Source organism: Bacillus sp. REN3, from assembly GCF_017912555.1.
Taxonomy (GTDB): domain Bacteria; phylum Bacillota; class Bacilli; order Bacillales; family Cytobacillaceae; genus Mesobacillus.
On the sequence record NZ_JAERSD010000003.1, the window covers coordinates 161,583 to 184,410 of the forward strand.

At 49.6% G+C, this 22,828-nt stretch carries 25 protein-coding genes and 1 pseudogene; 24 read left to right on the forward strand and 2 right to left on the reverse strand.

Annotated elements, in window-relative coordinates; translation table 11 throughout:
* Positions 1-245: 245 nt before the first annotated feature.
* The 10 genes from JJQ88_RS03725 (at position 246) to spoIIR (ending at position 9,840) form a co-directional block, all read left to right on the forward strand.
* Positions 246-1,532 (forward strand): UDP-N-acetylglucosamine 1-carboxyvinyltransferase, encoded by a 1,287-nt coding sequence (locus JJQ88_RS03725; RefSeq protein WP_210364395.1) that lies wholly within the window; start codon positions 246-248, stop codon positions 1,530-1,532.
* A 104-nt stretch (positions 1,533-1,636) separates the two neighbouring features.
* A complete protein-coding gene (glpX, locus tag JJQ88_RS03730) occupies positions 1,637-2,599 on the forward strand; it encodes a class II fructose-bisphosphatase (RefSeq protein ID WP_210364396.1) in 963 nt (320 codons plus the stop codon).
* Between the two features lie 211 nt (positions 2,600-2,810).
* Complete coding sequence (locus tag JJQ88_RS21435) at positions 2,811-2,945, forward strand: hypothetical protein (protein ID WP_282597656.1); 135 nt, start codon at positions 2,811-2,813, stop codon at positions 2,943-2,945.
* A gap of 231 nt (positions 2,946-3,176) precedes the next feature.
* Entirely contained in the window at positions 3,177-4,448 is a 1,272-nt protein-coding gene (gene rho / locus JJQ88_RS03735; RefSeq protein ID WP_210364397.1) for a transcription termination factor Rho, read from the forward strand.
* Between the two features lie 392 nt (positions 4,449-4,840).
* On the forward strand, positions 4,841-5,047 hold the full coding sequence (rpmE, locus tag JJQ88_RS03740; protein ID WP_210364398.1) for a 50S ribosomal protein L31: 207 nt from the start codon (positions 4,841-4,843) through the stop codon (positions 5,045-5,047).
* A 189-nt stretch (positions 5,048-5,236) separates the two neighbouring features.
* Positions 5,237-5,857 carry a thymidine kinase gene (locus JJQ88_RS03745; protein ID WP_210364399.1) on the forward strand — a complete coding sequence of 207 codons (621 nt, stop codon included), beginning with the start codon at positions 5,237-5,239 and terminating at the stop codon, positions 5,855-5,857.
* Between the two features lie 317 nt (positions 5,858-6,174).
* Entirely contained in the window at positions 6,175-6,621 is a 447-nt protein-coding gene (locus tag JJQ88_RS03750; RefSeq protein ID WP_210364400.1) for a hypothetical protein, read from the forward strand.
* A gap of 248 nt (positions 6,622-6,869) precedes the next feature.
* Complete coding sequence (prfA, locus tag JJQ88_RS03755) at positions 6,870-7,943, forward strand: peptide chain release factor 1 (RefSeq protein ID WP_210364401.1); 1,074 nt, start codon at positions 6,870-6,872, stop codon at positions 7,941-7,943.
* The gene (prmC, locus tag JJQ88_RS03760; protein ID WP_246860916.1) at positions 7,936-8,802 is read left to right on the forward strand and encodes a peptide chain release factor N(5)-glutamine methyltransferase; all 867 of its coding nucleotides are present in this window, start codon (positions 7,936-7,938) and stop codon (positions 8,800-8,802) included. Before prfA ends, prmC begins: the two co-directional genes overlap by 8 nt.
* Positions 8,803-9,141: 339 nt before the next feature.
* Positions 9,142-9,840: a stage II sporulation protein R gene (gene spoIIR, locus JJQ88_RS03765; RefSeq protein WP_210364520.1), complete on the forward strand. Its 699-nt coding sequence runs from the start codon at positions 9,142-9,144 to the stop codon at positions 9,838-9,840.
* A 132-nt stretch (positions 9,841-9,972) separates the two neighbouring features.
* On the opposite strand, the gene JJQ88_RS03770 is transcribed toward spoIIR, so the two are convergent.
* Both JJQ88_RS03770 and JJQ88_RS03775 read right to left on the reverse strand, forming a co-directional pair.
* On the reverse strand, positions 9,973-10,314 hold the full coding sequence (locus JJQ88_RS03770) for a cupin domain-containing protein (RefSeq protein WP_210364402.1): 342 nt from the start codon (positions 10,312-10,314) through the stop codon (positions 9,973-9,975).
* Between the two features lie 3 nt (positions 10,315-10,317).
* Positions 10,318-10,701 carry a globin domain-containing protein gene (locus JJQ88_RS03775; protein WP_246860917.1) on the reverse strand — a complete coding sequence of 128 codons (384 nt, stop codon included), beginning with the start codon at positions 10,699-10,701 and terminating at the stop codon, positions 10,318-10,320.
* Positions 10,702-11,016: 315 nt separating this feature from the next.
* Between JJQ88_RS03775 and JJQ88_RS03780 the strand changes: the two genes are divergently transcribed.
* From JJQ88_RS03780 to JJQ88_RS03835, 14 genes and pseudogenes are all read left to right on the forward strand, one after another.
* A complete protein-coding gene (locus tag JJQ88_RS03780) occupies positions 11,017-11,394 on the forward strand; it encodes a KGG domain-containing protein (protein WP_210364404.1) in 378 nt (125 codons plus the stop codon).
* 162 nt (positions 11,395-11,556) lie between these two features.
* Positions 11,557-12,000, forward strand: a complete 444-nt coding sequence (locus JJQ88_RS03785; protein ID WP_210364405.1) for a GNAT family N-acetyltransferase — start codon at positions 11,557-11,559, stop codon at positions 11,998-12,000.
* A gap of 177 nt (positions 12,001-12,177) precedes the next feature.
* Positions 12,178-13,221: an L-threonylcarbamoyladenylate synthase gene (locus tag JJQ88_RS03790; RefSeq protein ID WP_210364406.1), complete on the forward strand. Its 1,044-nt coding sequence runs from the start codon at positions 12,178-12,180 to the stop codon at positions 13,219-13,221.
* Between the two features lie 340 nt (positions 13,222-13,561).
* The gene (locus JJQ88_RS03795) at positions 13,562-14,116 is read left to right on the forward strand and encodes a manganese efflux pump MntP (RefSeq protein WP_210364407.1); all 555 of its coding nucleotides are present in this window, start codon (positions 13,562-13,564) and stop codon (positions 14,114-14,116) included.
* Positions 14,117-14,201: 85 nt separating this feature from the next.
* Positions 14,202-14,330 carry a hypothetical protein gene (locus JJQ88_RS21440; RefSeq protein ID WP_282597657.1) on the forward strand — a complete coding sequence of 43 codons (129 nt, stop codon included), beginning with the start codon at positions 14,202-14,204 and terminating at the stop codon, positions 14,328-14,330.
* A 67-nt stretch (positions 14,331-14,397) separates the two neighbouring features.
* The gene (locus JJQ88_RS03800; RefSeq protein ID WP_210364408.1) at positions 14,398-14,835 is read left to right on the forward strand and encodes a low molecular weight protein arginine phosphatase; all 438 of its coding nucleotides are present in this window, start codon (positions 14,398-14,400) and stop codon (positions 14,833-14,835) included.
* A 248-nt stretch (positions 14,836-15,083) separates the two neighbouring features.
* Positions 15,084-15,233: pseudogene (locus JJQ88_RS21795) on the forward strand (HAMP domain-containing protein); the annotation flags it as partial.
* 12 nt (positions 15,234-15,245) lie between these two features.
* The gene (locus JJQ88_RS03805) at positions 15,246-16,172 is read left to right on the forward strand and encodes a methyl-accepting chemotaxis protein (protein ID WP_481748279.1); all 927 of its coding nucleotides are present in this window, start codon (positions 15,246-15,248) and stop codon (positions 16,170-16,172) included.
* 231 nt (positions 16,173-16,403) lie between these two features.
* Positions 16,404-16,847 (forward strand): ribose 5-phosphate isomerase B, encoded by a 444-nt coding sequence (rpiB, locus tag JJQ88_RS03810; protein WP_210364410.1) that lies wholly within the window; start codon positions 16,404-16,406, stop codon positions 16,845-16,847.
* 44 nt (positions 16,848-16,891) lie between these two features.
* The gene (locus tag JJQ88_RS03815) at positions 16,892-17,458 is read left to right on the forward strand and encodes a TIGR01440 family protein (RefSeq protein ID WP_210364411.1); all 567 of its coding nucleotides are present in this window, start codon (positions 16,892-16,894) and stop codon (positions 17,456-17,458) included.
* Between the two features lie 215 nt (positions 17,459-17,673).
* Positions 17,674-18,915, forward strand: a complete 1,242-nt coding sequence (locus JJQ88_RS03820) for a serine hydroxymethyltransferase (protein WP_210364412.1) — start codon at positions 17,674-17,676, stop codon at positions 18,913-18,915.
* Positions 18,916-19,116: 201 nt separating this feature from the next.
* Positions 19,117-19,746, forward strand: a complete 630-nt coding sequence (gene upp / locus JJQ88_RS03825) for a uracil phosphoribosyltransferase (RefSeq protein WP_210364413.1) — start codon at positions 19,117-19,119, stop codon at positions 19,744-19,746.
* 235 nt (positions 19,747-19,981) lie between these two features.
* On the forward strand, positions 19,982-22,351 hold the full coding sequence (locus tag JJQ88_RS03830) for a S8 family serine peptidase (RefSeq protein ID WP_349237092.1): 2,370 nt from the start codon (positions 19,982-19,984) through the stop codon (positions 22,349-22,351).
* Positions 22,352-22,603: 252 nt separating this feature from the next.
* Positions 22,604-22,825, forward strand: coding sequence for an AtpZ/AtpI family protein (locus JJQ88_RS03835; protein WP_210364414.1), 222 nt, complete (start codon positions 22,604-22,606; stop codon positions 22,823-22,825).
* Positions 22,826-22,828 lie beyond the last annotated feature (3 nt).

Sequence of the window (22,828 nt, forward strand, 5' to 3'; positions counted from 1 at the left end):
ATTAGGAACTCCGTCCTAATTTAAAGTTTTTCGAATTTTATTACATGGAAATGGGAATATCGTGTAAACTAGAGGAATAGAAAACTGCCGGAATCTGATCGTTGTTTATGGAAAAATATAACAATCATTCATTTCGGCTTTTTGCCTGATTTCAAATTTAACGAAAAGCCTATTTCGGTCTGAGCTGATACGTTGATCGCATCTCCAGCCTGGCCACGACATCACGGCTTAGAAGGGAGTCAAATATGGAAAAGCTTAAGATTGCAGGCGGGTATCCGTTAAAAGGGACAGTGCGGATCAGCGGCGCCAAGAATAGTGCCGTTGCTTTGATTCCCGCGACGATCCTTGCTGAATCGCCTGTAACGATAGAAGGGTTGCCGGATATTTCCGACGTACAGATCCTTAAGGACCTGATGGAGGAAATCGGCGGTACTGTTGAGTTCTCTGACAACGAAATGACGGTGGATCCGTCTTCCATGATTTCCATGCCTTTGCCGAATGGAAAAGTAAAAAAGCTGAGAGCGTCATACTATCTGATGGGAGCCATGCTCGGGCGCTTCAAAAAGGCTGTCATCGGCCTTCCGGGCGGCTGCCATCTTGGACCAAGGCCAATCGACCAGCATATCAAGGGGTTCGAAGCGTTGGGAGCAGTCGTCACCAATGAACAGGGAGCGATTTACCTCCGCGCTGATGAGCTTCGTGGCGCCAGGATCTATCTGGACGTAGTCAGTGTTGGGGCAACAATCAATATCATGCTGGCTGCCGTCCGCGCGAAGGGACGGACCATCATTGAAAATGCGGCAAAGGAGCCGGAAATCATCGATGTTGCGACATTGCTGACCAATATGGGAGCGAAGATCAAAGGAGCGGGAACCGATGTGATCCGCATTGATGGAGTGGACGAGCTTCATGGCTGCCGCCATACCATCATTCCTGACCGGATCGAAGCAGGTACATACCTGATCCTCGGCGCAGCCGTCGGCGAAGGGGTGCTGGTCGACAATGTCATCCCCCAGCACGTCGAGTCGCTTGTCGCGAAACTGAAAGAAATGGGAGCGAAAATCGAAGCCGGCGACGAGCAGATATTCATCGCTCCCGCCGAACAATATAAGGCAGTCGATATTAAAACACTAGTTTATCCGGGTTTCCCGACCGATCTCCAGCAGCCGTTCACATCCCTGCTGACGCGTGTGGAAGGGTCGAGCGTGGTGACAGATACCATTTATGGTGCGCGATTCAAGCATATTGATGAACTCAGGAGGATGAACGCGAACATTAAAGTTGAGGGAAGATCAGCGATCATCAACGGCCCGGTCAAGCTTCAGGGGGCCAAGGTGAAGGCTAGTGACCTCCGGGCAGGAGCGGCCCTGGTCATCGCCGGCCTGATGGCTGAAGGGATTACAGAAATTACCGGTCTTGACCACATCGACCGCGGCTACAGCCATATTGTCGAGAAGCTGACTGGCCTCGGCGCTACGGTATGGCGTGAGGAAATGACCGCGGAAGAACAAGAAGAGATTAAAAAAGCATAGAATTTAAGGTAGAATAAGATAGGACGATAAAAAAATTGGCTAATGCCCTTGCCCTTGTTGTTTAGGGGGCTGGCATTAGCGCTTTCATGATTGGGGAGGATTCGATGGAACGCAGCTTAACGATGGAGCTTGTCCGAGTGACAGAAGCAGCAGCGCTTGCTTCCGCCCGCTGGATGGGCCGCGGAAAAAAAGATGAGGCGGATGATGCAGCAACATCGGCTATGAGAGACGTATTCGATACGGTCCCGATGAAAGGAACCGTCGTTATCGGCGAAGGGGAAATGGATGAGGCACCGATGCTCTATATCGGAGAAAAGCTTGGAACTGGCTATGGCCCCCGCGTCGATGTCGCGGTCGATCCGCTGGAAGGCACGAACATTGTGGCCTCAGGCGGCTGGAATGCCCTTGCAGTCCTGGCGGTAGCCGACAACGGCAACCTGCTTCATGCCCCGGATATGTATATGGAAAAAATCGCTGTAGGACCAGAGGCTGTCGGGAAGATTGATATCAACGCTTCGATCATGGACAATCTCAAGGCTGTCGCAAATGCAAAAAACAAGGATATCCAGGACGTGGTAGCAACGGTCCTTAACCGTCCGCGCCATGAGCATATCATTGCCCAGCTGCGGGAAGCGGGGGCAAGGATCAAGCTGATCAATGACGGAGATGTCGCAGGCGCGATCAATACAGCGTTCGACTTCACTGGCGTCGATATCCTGTTCGGTTCTGGCGGAGCACCGGAAGGCGTCCTTGCAGCCGTTGCGTTGAAGAGCCTTGGCGGTGAAATCCAGGGAAAACTCCTGCCGCAAAATGATGGTGAACTGGAAAGATGCAAGAAGATGGGGATCGATGTGAGCAAAGTGCTGCTCATGGAAGACCTTGTCCGCGGGGATGACGCGATTTTCGCAGCAACCGGCGTAACAGATGGCGAACTTCTGAAAGGGGTCCAGTTCAAAGGATCGTATGGTTCAACACACTCTGTGGTCATGCGCGCCAAGTCAGGTACGGTCCGTTTCATTGAAGGACAGCACAGCCTGAAGAAAAAACCTCATTTAGTTATGAAGTAAGTTTCACTGGAAAAGATTGCAAACCCTTACAATATGCTCCTTTTTATTGAGGCTCTTTTCAAGCTCGATGTTGATTTATTAATCCTCCCGATGGCAGTGGAAGGCGTGAGGACGCTTCGAAAATGCTGACTCCTTTCCTTCGCACGTGGGCGAAGGGAGGAATATGGTTTAACGTCCTGCAGGATTAGCAATTCATAGGAGACTCCTAAGCGTGAAAAATGCCCAGGAGCCTCCCGGGCTGTCTGCGGAAGGCGGCCGACTAAAACCGCCGCCTCCTGCGGCAACGCCGGCACTAGGGCTTCCTGTCCGTCGAAGCGACTGGAACGGAAATCAGCAGGCTAATTGAACAGAGTCCTTAATAAAAGGGAGTATCCTAAATAAAAAAGATTGATTACTTTTCGACTTTAAGGGTAAAATGAAGATTGTTTTAGCTTCGCACAACTGCTTTTATTCTTTCAATATATTCCTTCTAACATCCTTCAAAGGAAACTCATTTCTTCTTTTTCCATCCATACGGATAAAAATCCTATACATTTTTATATGGGGGAAATCGAAATATTTAAGGCGTGGTGACAATATGGAAGTAAATATTTCAAGCTTAGAAAATATGAAATTAAAGGAGCTTTACGAACTTGCGCGTGAGTATAAAGTTTCTTATTACAGCAAATTGACGAAGAAAGAATTGATCTTCGCAATCCTGAAAGCGCGGGCTGAACAGCAGGGCTACTTCTTTATGGAAGGTGTCCTCGAAATCATCCAGTCAGAAGGGTTCGGATTCCTGCGGCCGATCAACTACTCGCCAAGCTCCGAGGATATTTATATCTCCGCTTCGCAAATCCGCCGCTTCGACCTGCGGAACGGCGACAAGGTTTCCGGGAAAGTCCGTCCTCCCAAGGAGAACGAGCGCTATTTCGGCCTGCTCCAGGTCGAAGCAGTGAACGGCGATGATCCGGAGTCTGCAAAGGAAAGGGTCCACTTTCCGGGACTTACGCCTCTATACCCGGACCGTCAGATGAAGCTGGAGACAACCCACAAAAACATTTCAACCCGGATCATGGATATCATTGCTCCTGTCGGCTTCGGCCAGCGCGGCCTGATCGTGGCGCCGCCGAAAGCTGGTAAGACGATGCTGCTAAAAGAAATCGCCAACAGCATCACAACGAATCATCCGGAAGCCGAACTGATCGTATTGCTAATCGATGAACGCCCGGAGGAAGTGACCGATATCGAACGCTCCGTTGCCGGCGATGTCGTCAGTTCGACATTCGATGAAGTGCCGGAAAACCATATCAAGGTGGCTGAGCTCGTGCTTGAAAGAGCGATGCGCCTGGTCGAGCACAAGCGGGATGTCATTATCCTGATGGACAGCATCACCCGCCTTGCGCGTGCGTACAACCTTGTCATCCCGCCAAGCGGCCGGACATTGTCTGGAGGGATTGACCCTGCGGCGTTCCACCGTCCGAAACGCTTCTTCGGCGCAGCGAGGAACATCGAGGAAGGCGGCAGCCTGACCATCCTCGCGACAGCGCTTGTCGATACGGGTTCCCGCATGGATGATGTCATCTATGAAGAATTCAAGGGTACCGGTAACATGGAGCTGCACCTTGACCGTGCGCTTGCGGAAAGAAGGATTTTCCCGGCGATCGACATCCGCCGGTCTGGAACGCGAAAGGAAGAACTGCTCATTCCGAAAGATCATCTGGACAAGCTGTGGGCCATCCGCAAGTCGATGTCCGATGCCCCGGATTTCGCGGAAAAATTCCTGCGCAAGCTAAGACAGACAAAATCAAACGAAGACTTCTTCGCCGTGCTCGGAGAAGAAATGAAGGCAAATGGGAAAAGGCAGTAATGACAGTTTAGGCGGTGGACCGTTTTCTAGAAAGATTGTTGATTTTAAAGAGTGTTATTGACTGTAGTGGAAGGCGGGGGACTTCCCGGAAATGCTAACGCATTTCCTTCGTTGGCTGGGCATGCATTAGGAAGCTCATTGGGTGCCATGTGGTACAGGTGGGCACCCAGCGACGAGCAGATTCACCGCCCGCCCCGTGGAAAGCAAGCATCATCGCACGGAAGTCAACTTTTGAAATAATAGCATAAATATTCCTGTTTTTGGAATGAAAACATGCTTGAAAAATGAAAATTCCCCTGTTATAATAGGTCCAGTGTGCTTTTAATAACGGCGAAGAACCGTTGATTATAACTCTGTTTCGGTATGATTCAGGGCGGAAGGAGATGAAAAGAATGAAATCAGGAATTCATCCAAACTACAAAAAGGTAATGGTGACTTGTGCGTGCGGCAACCAATTCGAAACTGGCTCTGTAAAGGACGACCTTCGTGTTGAAACTTGCTCTGAGTGCCACCCTTTCTATACTGGACGTCAAAAGTTCGCTGAAGCTGGCGGACGTGTTGACCGTTTCAATAAAAAATACGGCCTTAAGAATCAATGATATGAAACCAGGAACAGGCAAGAAGCATTGCGGCTTGCCTGTTTTTTATTTGTACATAAAAGAAAAGTTAATTTTTTGAACATATTTTTTGGTCTAGATTTGATGTTTTTATTTGTTATAATGGAAAAAGCTGAAAAAAGTGTCGAACTTTTATGCCGAAAATGAACGAGCGAGGAAGGAGAGGCCGACATGTACGTGATGAAACAAAGCGGGTGGATCGAATTGATTTGCGGCAGCATGTTTTCGGGAAAATCGGAAGAGTTGATCCGCCGGGTCCGAAGAACGCAATTCGCGAAGCAGAAAATCGCCGTATTCAAGCCGAAAATCGATAACCGCTACAGCGAAGAATCTGTTGTCTCACACAATGGAACAACAGTTACGGCAAAGCCTATAGCCAACTCTACAGATATTTTCCAGCATATCAATCCCGATATTGACGTCATCGCGATCGATGAGGTGCAATTCTTCGACCAGGAAATCCTCCGGGTTGTCCAGCATCTCGCGAACAGCGGATACCGGGTGATCGTAGCCGGCCTTGACCAGGATTTCCGCGGCGAGCCATTTGGCCAGATGCCAGCACTGATGGCAGTCGCCGAAAGCGTAACAAAGCTGCAGGCAGTCTGTGCCGTTTGCGGATCGCCGGCAAGCCGGACACAGCGCCTTATAAACGGCAAGCCAGCCTCCTATGATGATCCCATCATTCTCGTTGGCGCATCCGAAGCATATGAACCACGCTGCAGGCACCACCACGAAGTACCAAAATCACCAAACGAACTCAATCTGGAAAAAATTACGGAAAGCTTATCATAATCATCAAGCCTGCCCTTTTATAATTGAATAAAGGCCGGGCTTTTTGCATTTTAAAAAGGGCGGATGTGTTCAATGAATGTGATGCTCAAAAAGTTACATTTTATCCACCTTGCGGGATTTCGGCAGATTTCCGGGAGATTTCGATAAGATTCTGCGAGTGAAAGAGCTTTTAGCGGGATTTCGGCAAAAGTTCGCGGGATGTGCACCCGGAAGACTCTGACAGCTCTCCTATTCATATAAAAAATTCTGCCTTTCCCGGCATCGCTGCTCATTTTTAAAGCTAAAATGGGTAAGCTAACGTCGGGAGGTGGCATATTTTGAAAAGAATCCTATTGCTGGCCGCGGTCGCGGCTGCCATGATGGCGGCAGGCTGTGTCCAGGATAATGCCGAATCACTGTACAATAAAAACGAGGACAATGCGGGGCGGGACTTGACGTTAAGCAATGACGGCAAGCATGATGGGGGCGACTTCATCAATCATGGTGACGATGATATGACGCTGAGCGACCAGAACCCGAATCTGCTGAACACCGATAATGAAAACCATCATAGTTATTCCCAGGACGTCCAAAAGGCCAAAGATGTGATTTCATCCAAGGGTTATCGGCCGGGAAAAATCTGGATCAATGGCGGGATCATGTATGTAACCGCCCATCCCAATGGGAGGCTAAAGGGAAAGCAGCGGAACCGTGCGGAAAAGTCACTGGAAAAGAGCCTGACAAGGGCATTGCCGCGCTATGATATTCACGTGGACATTGAATAGGTTCAAGAAGCATGCCGGCAGGTGGCATGCTTTTTTCATATTAGTTCCGGTTTGCCGGGTTGAGCGTCTTTCTTACCTTTTTTCCAAATGCTTCCGTTGGAGCACCAAAGGATTATTCCTTTCCCGCCAGCTGCCAACCGGCCTGCCACAATGCCTTTGACTGGGTTATTCAGCTATACTATAATTATACTGTTATGGATAAAAGTCCAATTGATCCGTCAAGGATATGAAAATAGAGGTGAATGGCCATGTTTGATCGTCTTCAGGCAGTAGAGGACCGTTATGAAAGACTGAATGAGCTGTTGAGTGACCCGGAAATCGTCAATGATTCAAAAAAGCTTAGGGAGTATTCCAAAGAGCAGTCAGATATCCAGGAAACGGTAATGGCGTATCGTGAATATAAGGAGATAAAAGAGCAGCTGGCGGATGCGAAAGCGATGCTGGAGGAGAAGCTTGATGCCGAGATGCGCGAGATGGTAAAAGAAGAGATCTCCGAGCTTGAGGATCGCGTGGAAGAGTTGGAGGACCGGATTAAAATCCTCCTGATTCCCAAAGACCCGAACGATGACAAGAACGTCATCATGGAAATCCGCGGCGCTGCAGGCGGGGATGAGGCAGCCTTGTTTGCCGGGGACCTTTATCGCATGTACAGCCGCTATGCTGAATCCCAAGGCTGGAAGACAGAGATCATCGATGCCAGCACGACGGGAGTAGGCGGCTTCAAGGAAATCATTTTCATGGTGAATGGAAAAGGCGCTTATTCGAAAATGAAGTACGAAAATGGTGCCCATCGTGTCCAGCGTGTCCCTGAAACGGAGTCAGGAGGCAGGATCCACACATCTACAGCAACCGTTGCCTGTCTTCCGGAAGCGGAGGAAGTCGAAATCGAACTGCATGACAAGGATATCCGCTTCGATACATTCGCATCGAGCGGCGCCGGCGGACAGAGCGTCAACACAACGATGTCAGCCGTCCGTTTGACGCATATCCCGACCGGGATCGTTGTATCATGCCAGGATGAAAAATCACAGCATAAGAACAGGGACAAGGCAATGAAGGTACTGCGCGCCCGCGTCTATGACAAGTTCCAGCAGGAAGCCCGGGCGGAGTATGACCAGGTCCGTAAGTCTGCAGTGGGCACAGGGGACCGTTCCGAGCGGATCCGCACCTATAACTTCCCGCAGAACCGTGTAACCGATCACCGCATCGGCCTGACCATCCAGAAGCTTGACCAGATCCTTCAGGGGAAAATGGATGAATTCATTAATGCCCTGATCCTGGAAGATCAATCCCAGAAGCTTGAGAGTGCCAACAATGAGTAAACAATCAGTGAAAATATATGAAGCCCTCCAGTGGGCTTCTTCTTTTTTAAAAGAAAGGAATCGTGAAGAATACGCCGGGGAACTCCTTCTCCGCCATTATGCCGGCCTTACCCGCGCCTCGATGCTGGCGAGGATGCGCGATGAGCTGGACAGCGGCGTGTGGGCGGATCTCCAGGAGGCTGTCAAACGGCATGCTGAAGGTGAGCCCGTCCAGTATATCATCGGGTCAGAGGAGTTTTATGGGCGCCGTTTTGAGGTAAATGAGCATGTCCTCATCCCTCGGCCGGAAACAGAGGAGCTTGTCTACTGGACGCTGAAGCGGATTGAAAAATTGTTCGCGGCGGAACCGGTAGAGCTTGTCGATGTCGGGACAGGCAGCGGTGCCATTTCAGTGACATTGAAGCTTGAGAGGCCGGAACTGAAGGTGAGCGCGACAGACCTTTCGCCATATGCCCTGGACGTTGCGAGGAAAAATGCTGCCCGCCTTGGCGCCGATATTGATTTTATCGAAGGCGATTTGCTGCAGCCGCTGATCTCACAGGGGAAAAAAGCAGACGTCGTCATCTCCAATCCGCCTTACATCCCGGTCGCGGACCAGGCGTGGATGTCCGAAATCGTGACTGAGCATGAACCGCATCTGGCGCTGTTTGCGGGAGAGGACGGACTGGATCTTTACCGCCGTTTCATGGAGGAACTGCCGCTTGTCTTGAAGGAACGGGCACTTGTCGGCTTTGAAATCGGAGCCGGCCAGGGGGAAGCGGTCGCCGGGCTATTGAAAAATGTTTTTCCGCAAGCGAATGTCGACATCGTCTTCGATCTCAATGGCAAAGACAGGATGGTTTTTGTCGAAATCAGCTGACGCCCCGCCTTGTAGCGGGGTTTTTGTTTTTTAGCTATGTGAAAAAACAGTGTTGATTTTCGGTCCCTTGCTGGTTTGGAGTGGAAGGCGGACTCCGGGGGAGCAGAGCGCCACGCCCGCGGAAGACGTAGTGCCGGGAGCAGAGAGTCAATAAACAAATCTAACAGAGCCCTGTTTTTAATGGTCTTTTTTCCAAGCTATTCTCCTTAAAATCCATTGTCTTTATTGAGTCTGGAAACCGAACCAGCTTGACAGGGATATTTTTTTCAAAATACTAGTTTAAGAATCTAGCAATCTGTCCACACTGTGACTAGTGAAGGGACGGTGCATGGAATGATGATGAGAAAATCAGCTGCAATCTTATATATACTTTTATTATGTGCAGGAACGATCCTGAGTTTATATAGTCCGAAAACTGAAGTGACAGCCAGGGAAGCCACAGTGATTCCAAACGAAGCAATCCGTTTGAGGATCCTGGCGGACAGCGACTCGGAAAGGGATCAGGCAATCAAGCGGCTCGTCCGTGATGAAGTGAACAAGGAAATCACAAAATGGGTCAAGGACCTGACATCACTTGATGAAGCAAGGAGCATCATCCGCTCAAGGCTCCCTGAGATCCAGGCAATTGCTGAGAAAGTAGTTGAATCCGAGGGTTCGGCGCAAAGCGTGAAAACAGAGTTTGACAAAGTCCAGTTTCCTACCAAGCTGTATGGACAATTCCTCTATCCGGCCGGTGAATATGAAGCCATCCTGATCACCCTCGGTGAGGGCGAAGGAGCAAACTGGTGGTGTGTCCTCTACCCGCCGCTTTGTTTCCTCGATTTTTCAAACGGCGAGGCTGTAAGCGAAGGATTTGATGGAAAAGAAGACAAAGGAAACGTGGTGAAACAGGAAGAGAAAAAGGTTGCTGATGCAAAAATAGGAAACGAAGAGGCAGCTTCCAAAAAAACGAAAAAACCTGTTTACGAAGAAGAAAGCGAAGATAAGGTGGAGGTCACATTCTTCTTGGTCGAGATTTGGAACAGGATTTTCGGATAAAACAATCACCCTGAGGCTAAAAACGCCGCAGGGTGATTGTTTTTTCGCCAGCTCCCCAATGCATTCGCAAGAATCCCCAACACAGGAAGCTGGAAAGAAAGGGAAAAGCCTGGAGGTCTCCAGGCGAAACGATTATAAATTTTGGGCATAGCGCTCATCAGGAATCTTGTTAAGCGCCACATACAAAGTGACGGGGTCGTTCCCGGTATTTTTATAAGCAAGCTCTTCGCTTCCGGCGCAGTGTACAGCCTCATTCGCAGATGCTTTCACTTCAGCGCCGCCAATTGTGAAGGTTCCTTCTCCCTGCAAGGTTAAAATATATACCTCTGTGCCGGGATGCTTATGTGCGGGCAGTTCCTGCCCTGGCATGAAGTTCAGCAGGAATACGGTGCTGTCCCCTTTTTTGAAGACAATCCTCTTTGTGAATCGCTCCTCGCTGAATTCCTGGTAGTCTTGCAATGATCTCTTTTCCATTATTTATCCCTCCATTTTATTGACCATGATTGGTGCAATCTGGCTGAGGCGCTGGAACAATGCTTTGCCGCCCTCTGTTTCAAGCAAGCCGGTTTCATTGAGTGTCTCATGCATCAGTTTCAGCCAGGCTTTCGCGCGGGAAGGCGTTATTTCAAACGGCATATGCCTTGCCCTCATATTCGGTGGCCCGAATTGGTCACTGTAGAATGTTCCGCCGCCCGTCAATTGCGTAAGAAACAGCCGCTGCTTCATCTTAATTTCATTGATATCTCCAGCGAACAACGGGCTGAGTGTTTCGTCTTGGTAAACCTTTGGATAAAAAGTGTCAACGATTTTCCGGATCGCTCCGTCGCCGCCAATTTGCTCGTATATCGTTTGCAATTCCATGCCATTCCTCCTATCCATCTTTTACAAATGAACAAGGTTTTCAATTGACTGTCTTTATTATATTGGAACGATTCTCGAAAATTAGTGACGTCAATCACTTAATTAATTATTTTTTCACTGTGAGAAGCAGAGAAACCTTGTTCAGCCCGAAAGAAAATGATGGAAATCGAGGAAGGATAACCGGGATAATTTCCAATTTTATTACAATCGAAGGACACGCACATTACATTCCCATTTCATGGGTTTTATAGGAGGAGGAAGCGGATATTGAAGGAGTGTAACATCAAATAACAGATTTCAAGGAGGATGATCATAATGGCTAAAAACAATAACCGAGATATGTCAAGAGAAGAACGCGGTCGCAAGGGCGGCGAAGCAACCGCTGAAAACCATGGCAGCGAATTCTATCAAGAGATCGGCCGCAAAGGCGGGGAAGCAACCGCTGAAAGCCATGACCAGGAATTCTACCAAGAAATCGGCCGCAAAGGCGGAGAGGCTACTGCTGAGAGCCATGACAAAGACTTCTACCAGGAGATCGGGCAAAAAGGCGGGGAAGCAACCGCTGAAAGCCATGACAAGGATTTCTATCAGGAAATCGGCCAAAAAGGCGGCGAAGCAACCTCTGAAAATCATGACAAAGATTTCTATCGAAAAATCGGTGAAAAAGGCGGCAACGCCCGCAACAACGATTAATCAAGTGGCATAAAAAAGCAAGAACCAAAGGAATACGGCAGCCTTCATCTTTGTATGAAGGCTGCCGTGTTTTGTTCTATAGCCTTCTCGTATCTTTTAGGTTCTACTTTTTCAATTCTATCATATCCATGGAGTAGAATCATACTTTATGGGGTGATAGACATGGAATGGCAAATCAGGCAGGCGGATCATGGAGATCTAGGGAAGCTGGAGGCATTTTTAACAGAGGCGGGGATAAGCTCGGAAGGCGTGGAAGGATCGATCAGTCATTTTTCAGTCATGGAAACCGATGCCGGGGAACTGAAGGCCTGCCTTGGAGTTGAATGTGCAGGACAAGCAGGGCTGCTCCGTTCGTTCGTTGTGTCACCGAAGATGTCCGAACAGGAAGTCATGCTCCTGTTTGACAGTGCATTTTCAGCCGCAAAGATCAATGAACTGAGAGAGCTTTATCTGGTTACAAATAAAATGAGTGCTGTGTCTTTTTTCAGCCGGATGGGTTTTGAGATTGTCGGCAGATTGGACCTTCCCGATGCTTTGCTGGGAAAAAGCCATCTAAAACAAGTAGTAACTGTGGATAACTCCGCGATAATGAAAATAATTCTGTAAATTGTGGATATATCCACAAACTTATCCACTATTCTCTCTTTTTTATACACAATTTGTGGATAAAAACTTGTGTTCGCCTCCTTCTTCTTTTATACTTTCATAGAAATATCGTTATCCAATAGGGATAAATGGACTACAAACAGGGAAAAAGGACCCATGAGCAAAAGGTGGATGAACATGGAAACTAGAATGTGGGCAGTGGATAAGAATGTGGATAATTTAAAAACTTATTCACAAATAATAGAAGCAGCACAAAAATTGCAGGAAAACGAAGTAGTCGCGTTCCCGACTGAAACCGTATATGGCCTCGGCGGCAATGCCCAATCTGATGCAGCTGTCGTGAAAATATTCGAAGCAAAGGGAAGGCCGGCGGACAATCCGCTGATCATCCATATCTCTGATCGCAAGCAAATTCATTCGTTTGTCAAATCAGTCCCGGAAAAAGCAAAGCGGTTGATGGATGCCTTCTGGCCGGGAGCGTTGACGCTCATCCTTGAAAATGAAAAGGGAGTTCTATCAGAAAAAGCAACCGCCGGGTTGAAGACAGTGGCAGTAAGAATGCCGGACCACCCGGTCGCCCTTGCGCTGATTGAAGCCTCAGGCCTGCCGCTTGCTGCGCCGAGCGCCAATTTATCGGGCAGGCCGAGCCCGACAACGGCAGCGCACGTCCTAGAGGATTTAACAGGGAGGATTGCCGGAATTGTTGATGGCGGGCCAACCGGCGTTGGCGTCGAATCGACTGTCGTGGACTGCACTGGCAAGATTCCAGTCATCCTCAGGCCGGGCGGGGTGACAAGGGAACAGCTCAAGGAGGTTGTCGGGGAGGTCGGGACCGATCCGGCCCTGGTGGATGCGGATCAGGCACCTAGGGCGCCGGGTATGAAGTATCGCCATTATGCTCCAGATGCCCCCTTTTACCTTGTAAATGGGACAAGGGAGCAAGTCCAGCAGCTCGTCCAGGAAAAACAGGAAGAGGGCTTGAAAGTTGGCGTCATGACAACACAAGAGAACAAGGAGTTTTATGAGGCGGATAAGGTCATTGCCTGCGGGGAAAGAAGCCGGCTTGAAACGGTCGCCGCAGCGCTTTATGATACGCTCCGCTCCTTTAACCAGGAGGACCTGGACATCATTTTTGGCGAAGTTTTCCCCGAGCATGGTGTTGGACAGGCAATCATGAACCGGCTGTCAAAGGCATCCGGGCTGCCAATCATCGAAAAATGATCGAAACCGGTGTATTGCGCCGCAGCCTTTGCGAAGCTGGGAAGTGTTTTTTAGGGGAAGCGACTGAATTCCCGCTAACTTTTTCCTTAGTAAAGGCGATTCATTGCCACAACTGCTGTTTTTTCTCGTAAAGGCAACGATGTTCCCGGCAAGTGCAGTTATTATCCTGATACAGGTGCTTGATTTCCCGGTAAATAAACAATCATTTCCCAGCAGCTACTTTTATAAAAAAGGCGCTCCGCCAGACGGAGTGCCTTTTTCCGTATTTGGGAAACGGCCATGCTTCTAAAACCTGTTGGACGTGCATATGCTGAATTAGCAAGTCCGAGGGGGAGAAGATATGGCAGCATTCGCCGGCGAATTACTAACACTGATCCTGATGGCATTTGCCTTGGGAATGGATGCATTTTCAGTTGGGCTTGGGATGGGAATGTTCAAGCTGACGAAAAGGCATATTTTTAAAATTGGCATCACAATTGGCATTTTCCATGTGTGGATGCCGCTGCTTGGTATGGTTGCCGGCAGGTTCCTTTCCGAAAAATTCGGTGCGGTTGCAGGCTATATCGGCGGGCTGCTGCTTGTCTTGCTAGGCATTCAGATGATTTGGTCAAGCTTCAAAAAGGAAGAAACAAGCTTGATCACGCCAATGGGAAAGGGCTTATTCATTTTTGCTTTGAGTGTCAGCCTTGACAGCTTCTCTGTCGGTCTAACACTTGGCATTTACGGCGCGAGAACACTCCTTGTCCTTGTATGCTTCGGCGCAGCGGCGATGGCTCTCACCTGGGCCGGGCTGATTGTCGGCCGGAAGGTACAGGGCTGGCTCGGTACTTATAGTGAAGTTCTTGGCGGCAGCATCCTGCTGGCATTCGGGATCAAATTGCTACTGCCATTCTAAGGCCTGTCAGCAGTGTTCTATTGTTTGTGGCTTTGCCAGCTGATGAAGGTTCACTCGTACTCTCCGGAAGGAACAGGGCGCATCTTTGAAGTTCCAGAAGGGCGGGACGGACAGGAGAGGGAAGCAAGGACATATCTCTTCAGCCATCGATATCCTGCAAGGAGCTGTGTTGCCTCAAGGCTCGCCAATCGGCGAGTCTATTTCAATGGCATGAAATTGGCTGAAAAGTATCATATAATATAAAAAACAGTCTAGGGACAAACAATCTCAGGAGGGAAACCATGGCACGAGTCTTATTTGTCTGTACCGGCAACACATGCAGGAGCCCGATGGCAGAGGCGATTTTAAAAAGCAAGAACATTCCTGGTGTCGAAGTGAAATCGGCAGGGGTGTACGCAATGGAAGGCGCGGAGGCATCAGCGAACGCAAAGCTTGTGCTTGAAGAGAACAAAATTTTTCATGACCATCGGTCCTCGATATTGAGAAAAGAAGATATTGACTGGGCGACCCTGATTTTAACGATGACAGCGAGCCACAAATCATTGATCCTCAGCCAACATCCAGCGGCTGCCGATAAAATTTTCACGCTGAAGGAATTCGCTGATGGGACAGGAAACCCCGATATTGCAGACCCTTATGGCGGGAATGAACAAATCTATCGAAAAGCTTTTTTGGAAATGAAGGAAAATATCGAAAGAATCCTGGAAAAACTCCGATAATAATCCAGAAGGGATATGATTATTTTTCAGGAGGATTTTCAGTGGAGGCTAAAAAAGGCTATAAATTCGGGTTGCGGAAGAAACTGGTACTGTTCACAACGGTATTGGCGATCATCACTTATTCAACGAGTGTCATTTTCATTTATGTTCTCTATCCTTATGTCCAAAAATTCATCGATATCAGCGGAGCGGTGTACAATATTGCCGTCCTGTCACTAGGGATCTTCTGGTCAGGCCTGCTGGCATACATGGCGGCTGGTTTGATCACCAAGCCGCTGCAGAAACTGGAACAATCCGCAATGAAGGCTGCCAGGGGTGAGATTGGCGAAGATGCCGAACTGTCAAAATCAGATGACGAAATCCGTTCGCTGGGGCTGGCGTACAATAATATGCTTGGCAATCTGAGGGAAATGGTCAGCCAGATTGAGTCGAATTTCAGGCAGACGAATGAGAAGGTCATCCAGATTTCCGGCCAATCGGCGACAGCTTCCGAACAGGCCGCCATCATTTCGACGACGATCAAGGAAATTTCGGCAGGCGCTGATTCATCCGCCTTATCAACCCAGAGCACAGCAGAGTCAGTAGATGAAATCATCCGGATTGCGGAGGACGTCCAGGAGAAGGCAATGGCATCGGAATCGATTTCAGCTGAGATGGTAAAGGATTTGCAGGAATCAAAGAAAGCGATCCATTCGCTCATTAATGGCATCGAGCGACTTGCGAATGGCAACCGTGAGTCATTGGAAACGGTCAAAAGGCTTGAGGAGAACGCAGTGAAGGTAGAGCAAATCATCCAGCTTGTTGGAGATATTGCTGCCCAGACGAACCTGCTTGCTTTGAACGCTTCCATTGAGGCCGCAAGAGCAGGGGAGCACGGCAAAGGTTTCGCGGTCGTAGCTGAAGAGGTAAGGAAGCTCGCGGACGAAAGCGCCCATGCGGTCCAGGGGATCTCGGAATTGATCCAGAACATCCAGGCAGAGGTCCAGAATGTCGTCAGCCAGATCAGCAAGCAAGTGGAGACGGCGAACAACGAAGCGAAAAAGGGCGAGAAAACAAATGCAGTCATTGACGAAATGACCCAGACCATCCACCAAATGGCCGAAGTCATCCAGACGATTACCGGGCTGGTCGAAAAGCAGATGGGAACAATCCAGAATACCGCAATGCAATCACAGGAAATGGCCGCCATCGCCGAAGAGACATCTGCAGGAGCAGTAAGTGTCGCCTCGGCAGCCGAGCATCAGGCAGAAGTAATCGAAAACGTCAAGAAACTTGCCGTCGATCTCCAGGGACAGGCAGAAAAACTAAAAAGGACGATCACCAAATTCGTATTATAGAAGAACCGCAGTGGGAGCTGCGGTTCTTCTGAATTTCAGCCCAATCCCTGGCTGGGATCGATTTATCTGAAACCTCAAGCTTTGCCAAGGGCAATCCAAAAGGTTGCGATTTTTGCTTAGGAATCGATCTGCGGTCTTGCTGTCAGGTTTTCTTTATCTTTTAAAAAGAATATGAGAAAATAACGATAGAATTTTTAGCCCGGAATCGGGAATCACTAGGAGGATGTAAAGATGAAAGTTGCAATCGCTTCAGACCATGGCGGAGTGAATATCCGCGAAGAAATCAAAAGCCTGATGGACGAAATGGGAATCGAATATGAAGATTTCGGCTGTGAATGCGGGACTTCAGTCGACTATCCGGATTATGCGCTTCCAGTTGCTGAAAAGGTAGCAAACGGTGAATTCGATAAGGGAATCCTGATTTGCGGGACAGGCATCGGCATGAGCATTGCCGCCAACAAGGTAAAGGGCATCCGCTGTGCATTGGTGCATGACGTGTTCAGCGCGAAAGCGACACGCCAGCACAATGACAGCAACATCCTTGCGATGGGGGAACGTGTCATCGGCCCTGGACTTGCCCGGGAAATAGCGGCAGCATGGCTGACGGCTGAATTCGAAGGCGGCCGCCATGAAAATCGTGTCGGCAAAATCAAAAGCTACGAAAACAAGGCGTGATTTGAGCTTTCCTGCCAGAAGAAAATTCAAAGGGGGCGGCGGCGATGGCAGTCGAACAATGGGAATCGGAACTGAAGGAAATCCTTGATGATTTTAACGGGCAAGCGCAGCTGAAGAGTGGCCAGATCCTGGTGATAGGCTGCAGCACAAGCGAAATCAACGGCAAAAGGATTGGTACAGCGGGAACAGAAGAAGTGGCGGAAATGGTGTTCAGGCAGCTCCGCAAGCTTCAGGAGAGAACAGGAGTCCAGCTTGCCTTCCAGTGCTGCGAGCATCTGAATCGCGCCATTGTGGTCGAGCGTGAAACGGCCGAACAGAAGCTGCTGGACGAAGTGACGGTCATTCCGGTCAGGAATGCAGGAGGGGCAATGGCTGCCTATGCTTATCAGAACTTCCGGGATGCTGTGGTTGTTGAATTCATCCAGGCCGATGCAGGCATCGATATCGGCGACACGCTGATCGGGATGCATATGAAGCATGTAGCGGTCCCGGTCCGCACCAGGTATAAAAGCGTGGGCCATGCCCATGTCACCATGGCAAAGACGCGGCCGAAGCTGATTGGCGGAGCGAGGGCGGTCTATGAACGGACAGTCGAGAATGAATCATGCTGAGGAGCCGGCCCCTGTCTGAAAGAGGATCGTGATGGGCGGCGGATCCTTATCGGCAAAGGATTCCAGAAGGCTGAGGAGCAGGGTGAAGGAACGCGCTGTAACCTTGCTCCATTTTTTCCCTTTATCTTTCTGCCTTTCTTTTCATGGTTATTTCAGCTAAAATAATAATGAATTTTCAATAAGTTGTTCGTGATACATAATAAGGGGGAAATCAAGTGAAGCATTTGTCACAGCAGGACAATCAGGTTTATGCAGCGATCCAGGATGAATTGAAGCGCCAGCGGACGAAAATCGAATTGATCGCGTCCGAAAACTTTGTAAGCGAGGCCGTCATGGAGGCACAAGGTTCGGTTCTGACCAACAAGTACGCAGAAGGCTACCCGGGCAAGCGTTATTATGGCGGCTGTGAACATGTTGACGTTGCCGAGAACATCGCCCGCGACCGTGCAAAGGAAATCTTTGGCGCTGAGCATGCCAATGTGCAGCCGCACTCTGGCGCCCAGGCGAATATGGCGGTTTATTTCACCGTACTTGAGCACGGCGATACAGTGCTCGGCATGAATTTGTCGCACGGTGGCCACCTGACGCATGGTAGTCCAGTCAACTTCAGCGGGATCCAGTACAAATTCGTTGAGTATGGAGTGGATGAGAAGACCCACATGATCGATTATGATGTCGTGCTTGAAAAAGCGCGCGAGCACAAGCCGAAGATGATCGTAGCAGGCGCGAGCGCCTACCCAAGGGAAATCGATTTCAAGCGATTCCGTGAAATCGCCGATGAAGTCGGTGCCTATCTCATGGTGGACATGGCCCATATCGCCGGCCTGGTTGCGGCAGGCCTTCACCAAAACCCTGTTCCATATGCTGACTTCGTGACCACTACCACGCATAAAACATTGCGCGGACCACGCGGCGGCATGATCCTTTGCAAGGAAGAGTTCGCCAAGAAAATCGACAAATCGATTTTCCCTGGTATCCAGGGCGGACCGCTAATGCACGTCATCGCTGCCAAGGCAGTCGCTTTCGGCGAAGCGCTGCAGGAAGATTTCAAGCAATATGCGAAAAACATCATTTCCAATGCAAGCCGTCTTGCAGACGGCCTGAAGAAGGAAGGCATCGACCTGGTTTCCGGCGGAACGGACAACCATTTGCTCCTAGTCGACCTTCGTTCGCTCGGCCTGACAGGAAAAACAGCCGAAAAGGTCCTCGATGATATCGGCATCACAGTCAATAAAAATACGATTCCTTTCGATCCGGAAAGCCCATTCGTCACAAGTGGAATCCGAATTGGGACCGCAGCAGTGACATCACGGGGATTCGGCGCGGAGGAGATGGACGAAATTGCCTCGCTGATCGCCTTCACGCTGAAGAATCATGAGGATGAAGCGAAGCTTGAAGAGGCAAGGAATCGCGTCGAAGATTTGACAAGCAAGTTCGAGTTGTATCCAGACCGCTAGGATGAGGCAGTTCGTCAGCCTGGAAAAAAGCAGCGGCCCTTATTGACAATAGAGGGCCGCTTTTTATGGGCATTTTTACAAAAAAATCGTTCGGCTTCGATGGTTGCTTGTCTTTTTATTTTTCTGTAAAATTAAACGAAGTGTGATTACATAGACAAGACAGGTGCGCACCACCCGACTACCCCTAAAGGAGAGATACAAATGGCAAAAGTATATGTGTTTGACCATCCTTTGATCCAACATAAACTCACCTATATCCGCGATAAAAAAACCGGTACGAAGGAATTCCGCGAGCTTGTCGATGAAGTCGCGACGCTGATGGCGTTCGAGATCACCCGCGACATGCCGCTCGAGGAAATTGAAATTGAAACACCCGTCAGGAAGACAAAATCAAAAGTGCTTTCTGGCAAAAAGATTGGAGTCATCCCGATTCTCCGGGCAGGGATCGGTATGGTCGATGGCATCCTCAAATTGATCCCGGCTGCGAAGGTGGGCCACATCGGACTTTACCGTGACCCGGAAACATTGATGCCGGTTGAATATTATTTGAAGCTTCCTAGTGACGTGGAAGAGCGCGATTTCATCGTCGTCGACCCAATGCTCGCGACTGGCGGTTCCGCTGTCGAAGCGATCAATTCGCTGAAGAAACGCGGCGCGAAGCATATCAAGTTCATGTGTTTGATTGCAGCGCCTGAAGGGGTGGAATCTGTAAAAAAAGCACACCCTGACGTTGACATATACATTGCCGCTCTTGACGAGAAACTGAATGACCATGGTTACATCGTGCCTGGATTAGGTGATGCAGGGGACCGTCTATTCGGGACAAAATAATATGGTGGATTTTAAGAAGCACCCTTTATGGACGGGCTCAGATTGTCAGGAACGACTGATGGTTGGGTTCGCAGTCTTAACGGGGTGCTTTTTATGATTTTGAATCGCGGAATGCGGAAAAAATAGGGCTCGGAATAGATACTCTATCACCATCTTTGAAGAAGTTTTTGCCCCGGATCAGAATACATGCTTCCTTTATTTCAAACGCTAACTGAAAAAAGGGAGGCCAACATTCGTGGGAAAACATCCATTCTGCTTCATTCTCTTGGCGTTTTTCTTGTTAGCTGCTTCCACTCCGGACCGCCTCCAGCATCCGCCTATTCCAGTTGAACCGCCTGGAACCATTATAGTGGCGATTATCCTGACGGAGCACCCAGTTTCACGGCGGGAGGCAGCCAGCAAGATCCGCAAATATAAAGGAATTAAATTAAGGCGGATTTTCGAGCATGCAATCAATGGGTTCTCGGTGGAAGGCCCGATTTCGGAACTGAAGAAACTGAAAGGGAGCAGCAAAATCTTGCACGTTTCCGAGGCAGTGACCTATAAGGCCGACAAGATCGATGTGAAGATCGACCCAATTGAAATATCCCCTGGCCATGACCGCCAAAACCAGTCCAACGACAGCACCGACCGAATGCAGGCAGGACACGAGCCTGAACGGTACCGCCCGAGTAAAAGCTTTACTGATTCGTTCGAAATGATCGGCTCCAATGCTGTACGCGGGATTCTGGATGAAAACGGGGAGAGGCTGACTGGGAAAGGCGTGACAATCGGGGTTATTGATACAGGCATTGATTATCGCCACCCGGATCTTCGGAAAAATTATGCCGGCGGGAGAGATCTGGTCGATGGAGACAATGACCCGATGGAATCAAAAGGTTCGGGATTCGACCATACGCTCCACGGGACGCATGTTGCGGGAGTGATCGCCGCGGACGGCAGGATGAGAGGGATTGCGCCCGAAGCAAAAATCGCAGCGTACAGGGCGCTCGGCCCGGGCGGAAGGGGAACGACCGAGCAGGTGCTCGCGGCAATCGACAAAGCGATCGCGGATAAAGTGGATATCCTGAACCTGTCGCTCGGCAACGAGGTCAATGGACCGGACCTGCCCATCAGCCTGGCGTTGAACAAAGCTGTCGACAAAGGCATTGTCGCAGTCACCTCATCAGGGAACTCCGGTCCGAATCGCTGGACAGTCGGCTCACCGGGGACAGCGTCGAAAGCCATCTCTGTCGGTGCTTCCACGCCGCCGATGAAAATTCCTTATGCTGCTTTGCCTGGCAAGCAAGAAAAAATCAGGCTTGAACTTTTACAAGGATCGGCTGCCTGGAAGCTTGTCCAAACCCAGGATCTTGTGTTCGCGGGCCTTGGCACGAAAGAAGAAATGAAAAACGTTAAAAATAAACTTGTCCTCGTCGAGCGGGGTACATTGACCTTTACTGAAAAGGCAAAAAACGCAGCTGCGGCCGGGGCAGCTGGCATCATCATCCACAACAACACGAAAGGCCGTTTTTTCGGGAACCTTGAAGAAAGCCTGCCGATTCCGGCAGCCGCGATTTCCAAGGAGGAAGGGCTGGCATTGAGGAAACGGATCGAGGATGCCACTTCCCTTGTGAGAATCGAGTTAAAAGAGGAACGCGACCTGCTCGCTGATTTCAGTTCCCGCGGCCCGGTGACCGTGACATGGGAAATCAAGCCGGATGTTGTCGCTCCAGGAGTGGCGATTGTCAGCACGGTTCCCGGCGGTTACCTGAGCCTGCAGGGGACAAGCATGGCAGCTCCCCATATCTCAGGAGCATGCGCGCTGATCAAACAGGCGCATCCGGAGTGGGGCCCGGCAGAGATCAAGGCGGCGATCATGAACACCGCGAAGCAGATAAAGACTCGCAGCGGAAAGCCGTATCGCACCTTTGAACAGGGATCCGGCAGGGTCCGGATTGATGAAGCAGTCAGATCCGAAACCCTGGTAATGCCCGGGTCGCTTCAGTTCGGCAAATTCCAGCTTGCGGACGACAAGCATCGTCACAAAGCAAAGCTGGAAATAAGGAATACAAGCATGAAGACGAAGCATTATTCTTTTTCGATTCCCGAAAAAGCAGCCGGGATCGAGTGGGAACTGCCTCTTTCCTTCACGCTTGGTCCGGATGAAGAGAAAGATGTCGAGATTGCCATGAGGGTAAGCCCAAAGTTCCTGGAAAACAAAATCCATGATGGCAGGCTGCTGCTTGATGATGGGAAAAATAGAATAAGCGTCCCGTTTTTGTACGTTCTTGAAGAGCCTGATTACCCGCGGGTGATGGGGTTTGATTTTGCCCCGGCTGACAATGGGGAAGCCTACCGCTATGAAGTTTATCTGCCGGGAGGCGCCGAGGAGTTCGGCATTGCCCTTTTCGATCCGGATACATTCCGTTTCGTCCAGTTTCTTGATTGGGGAAGGGAACTCGGGAAGGGAATGGCGGAAAAAGAAATCCCCCTCGATCAGCTTCCGAGGGAAGGAGTTTACCTTGCCAAGGTTTTTGCGAAAAAAGCGGGAAGGGAAAATATGGTCGAGGCGGTGATCACGATTTCAAAACAGGAGCAAAAGATTCGGGCTGGAAGAAAATGAGTCCAGCCTGGACCTGTTTTGAGACAGGATTTTGGGATGACGGAAACCGGTTTCCTCTTAATGAAAAGATTGTGAATTTTTTCACCCCAATGGATTGACATTGACAATGGGCTATTGTATGCTTACAAAGGGCATAAAATGATAAGGTTTTCAAAGAAGATTTGCAAGCATTTTTGAGTGAAAATATTGGTTTTTTGCATAAATATTTTTCACCCCTGATTTCCATTCTCGAATAGTGAGGATGCGTTTTTTATGCGCCAGAACAACCGCCACCCATTTCAAGCGATGGCACTCATGTCCGCTATACTATCCCAACTGGTAGGTTCCATTTTAATTGGCATATTTTCCGGAAGATGGCTTGACCGTTCATTTGGTACAGAGCCACTTTTCTTAATATTCGGATTGCTGATCGGATTGGCGGCAGGAGTCTTTGCCATGCTCCGGCTGGTCCAACACTTCTTTTCAGGAGAATAAGCC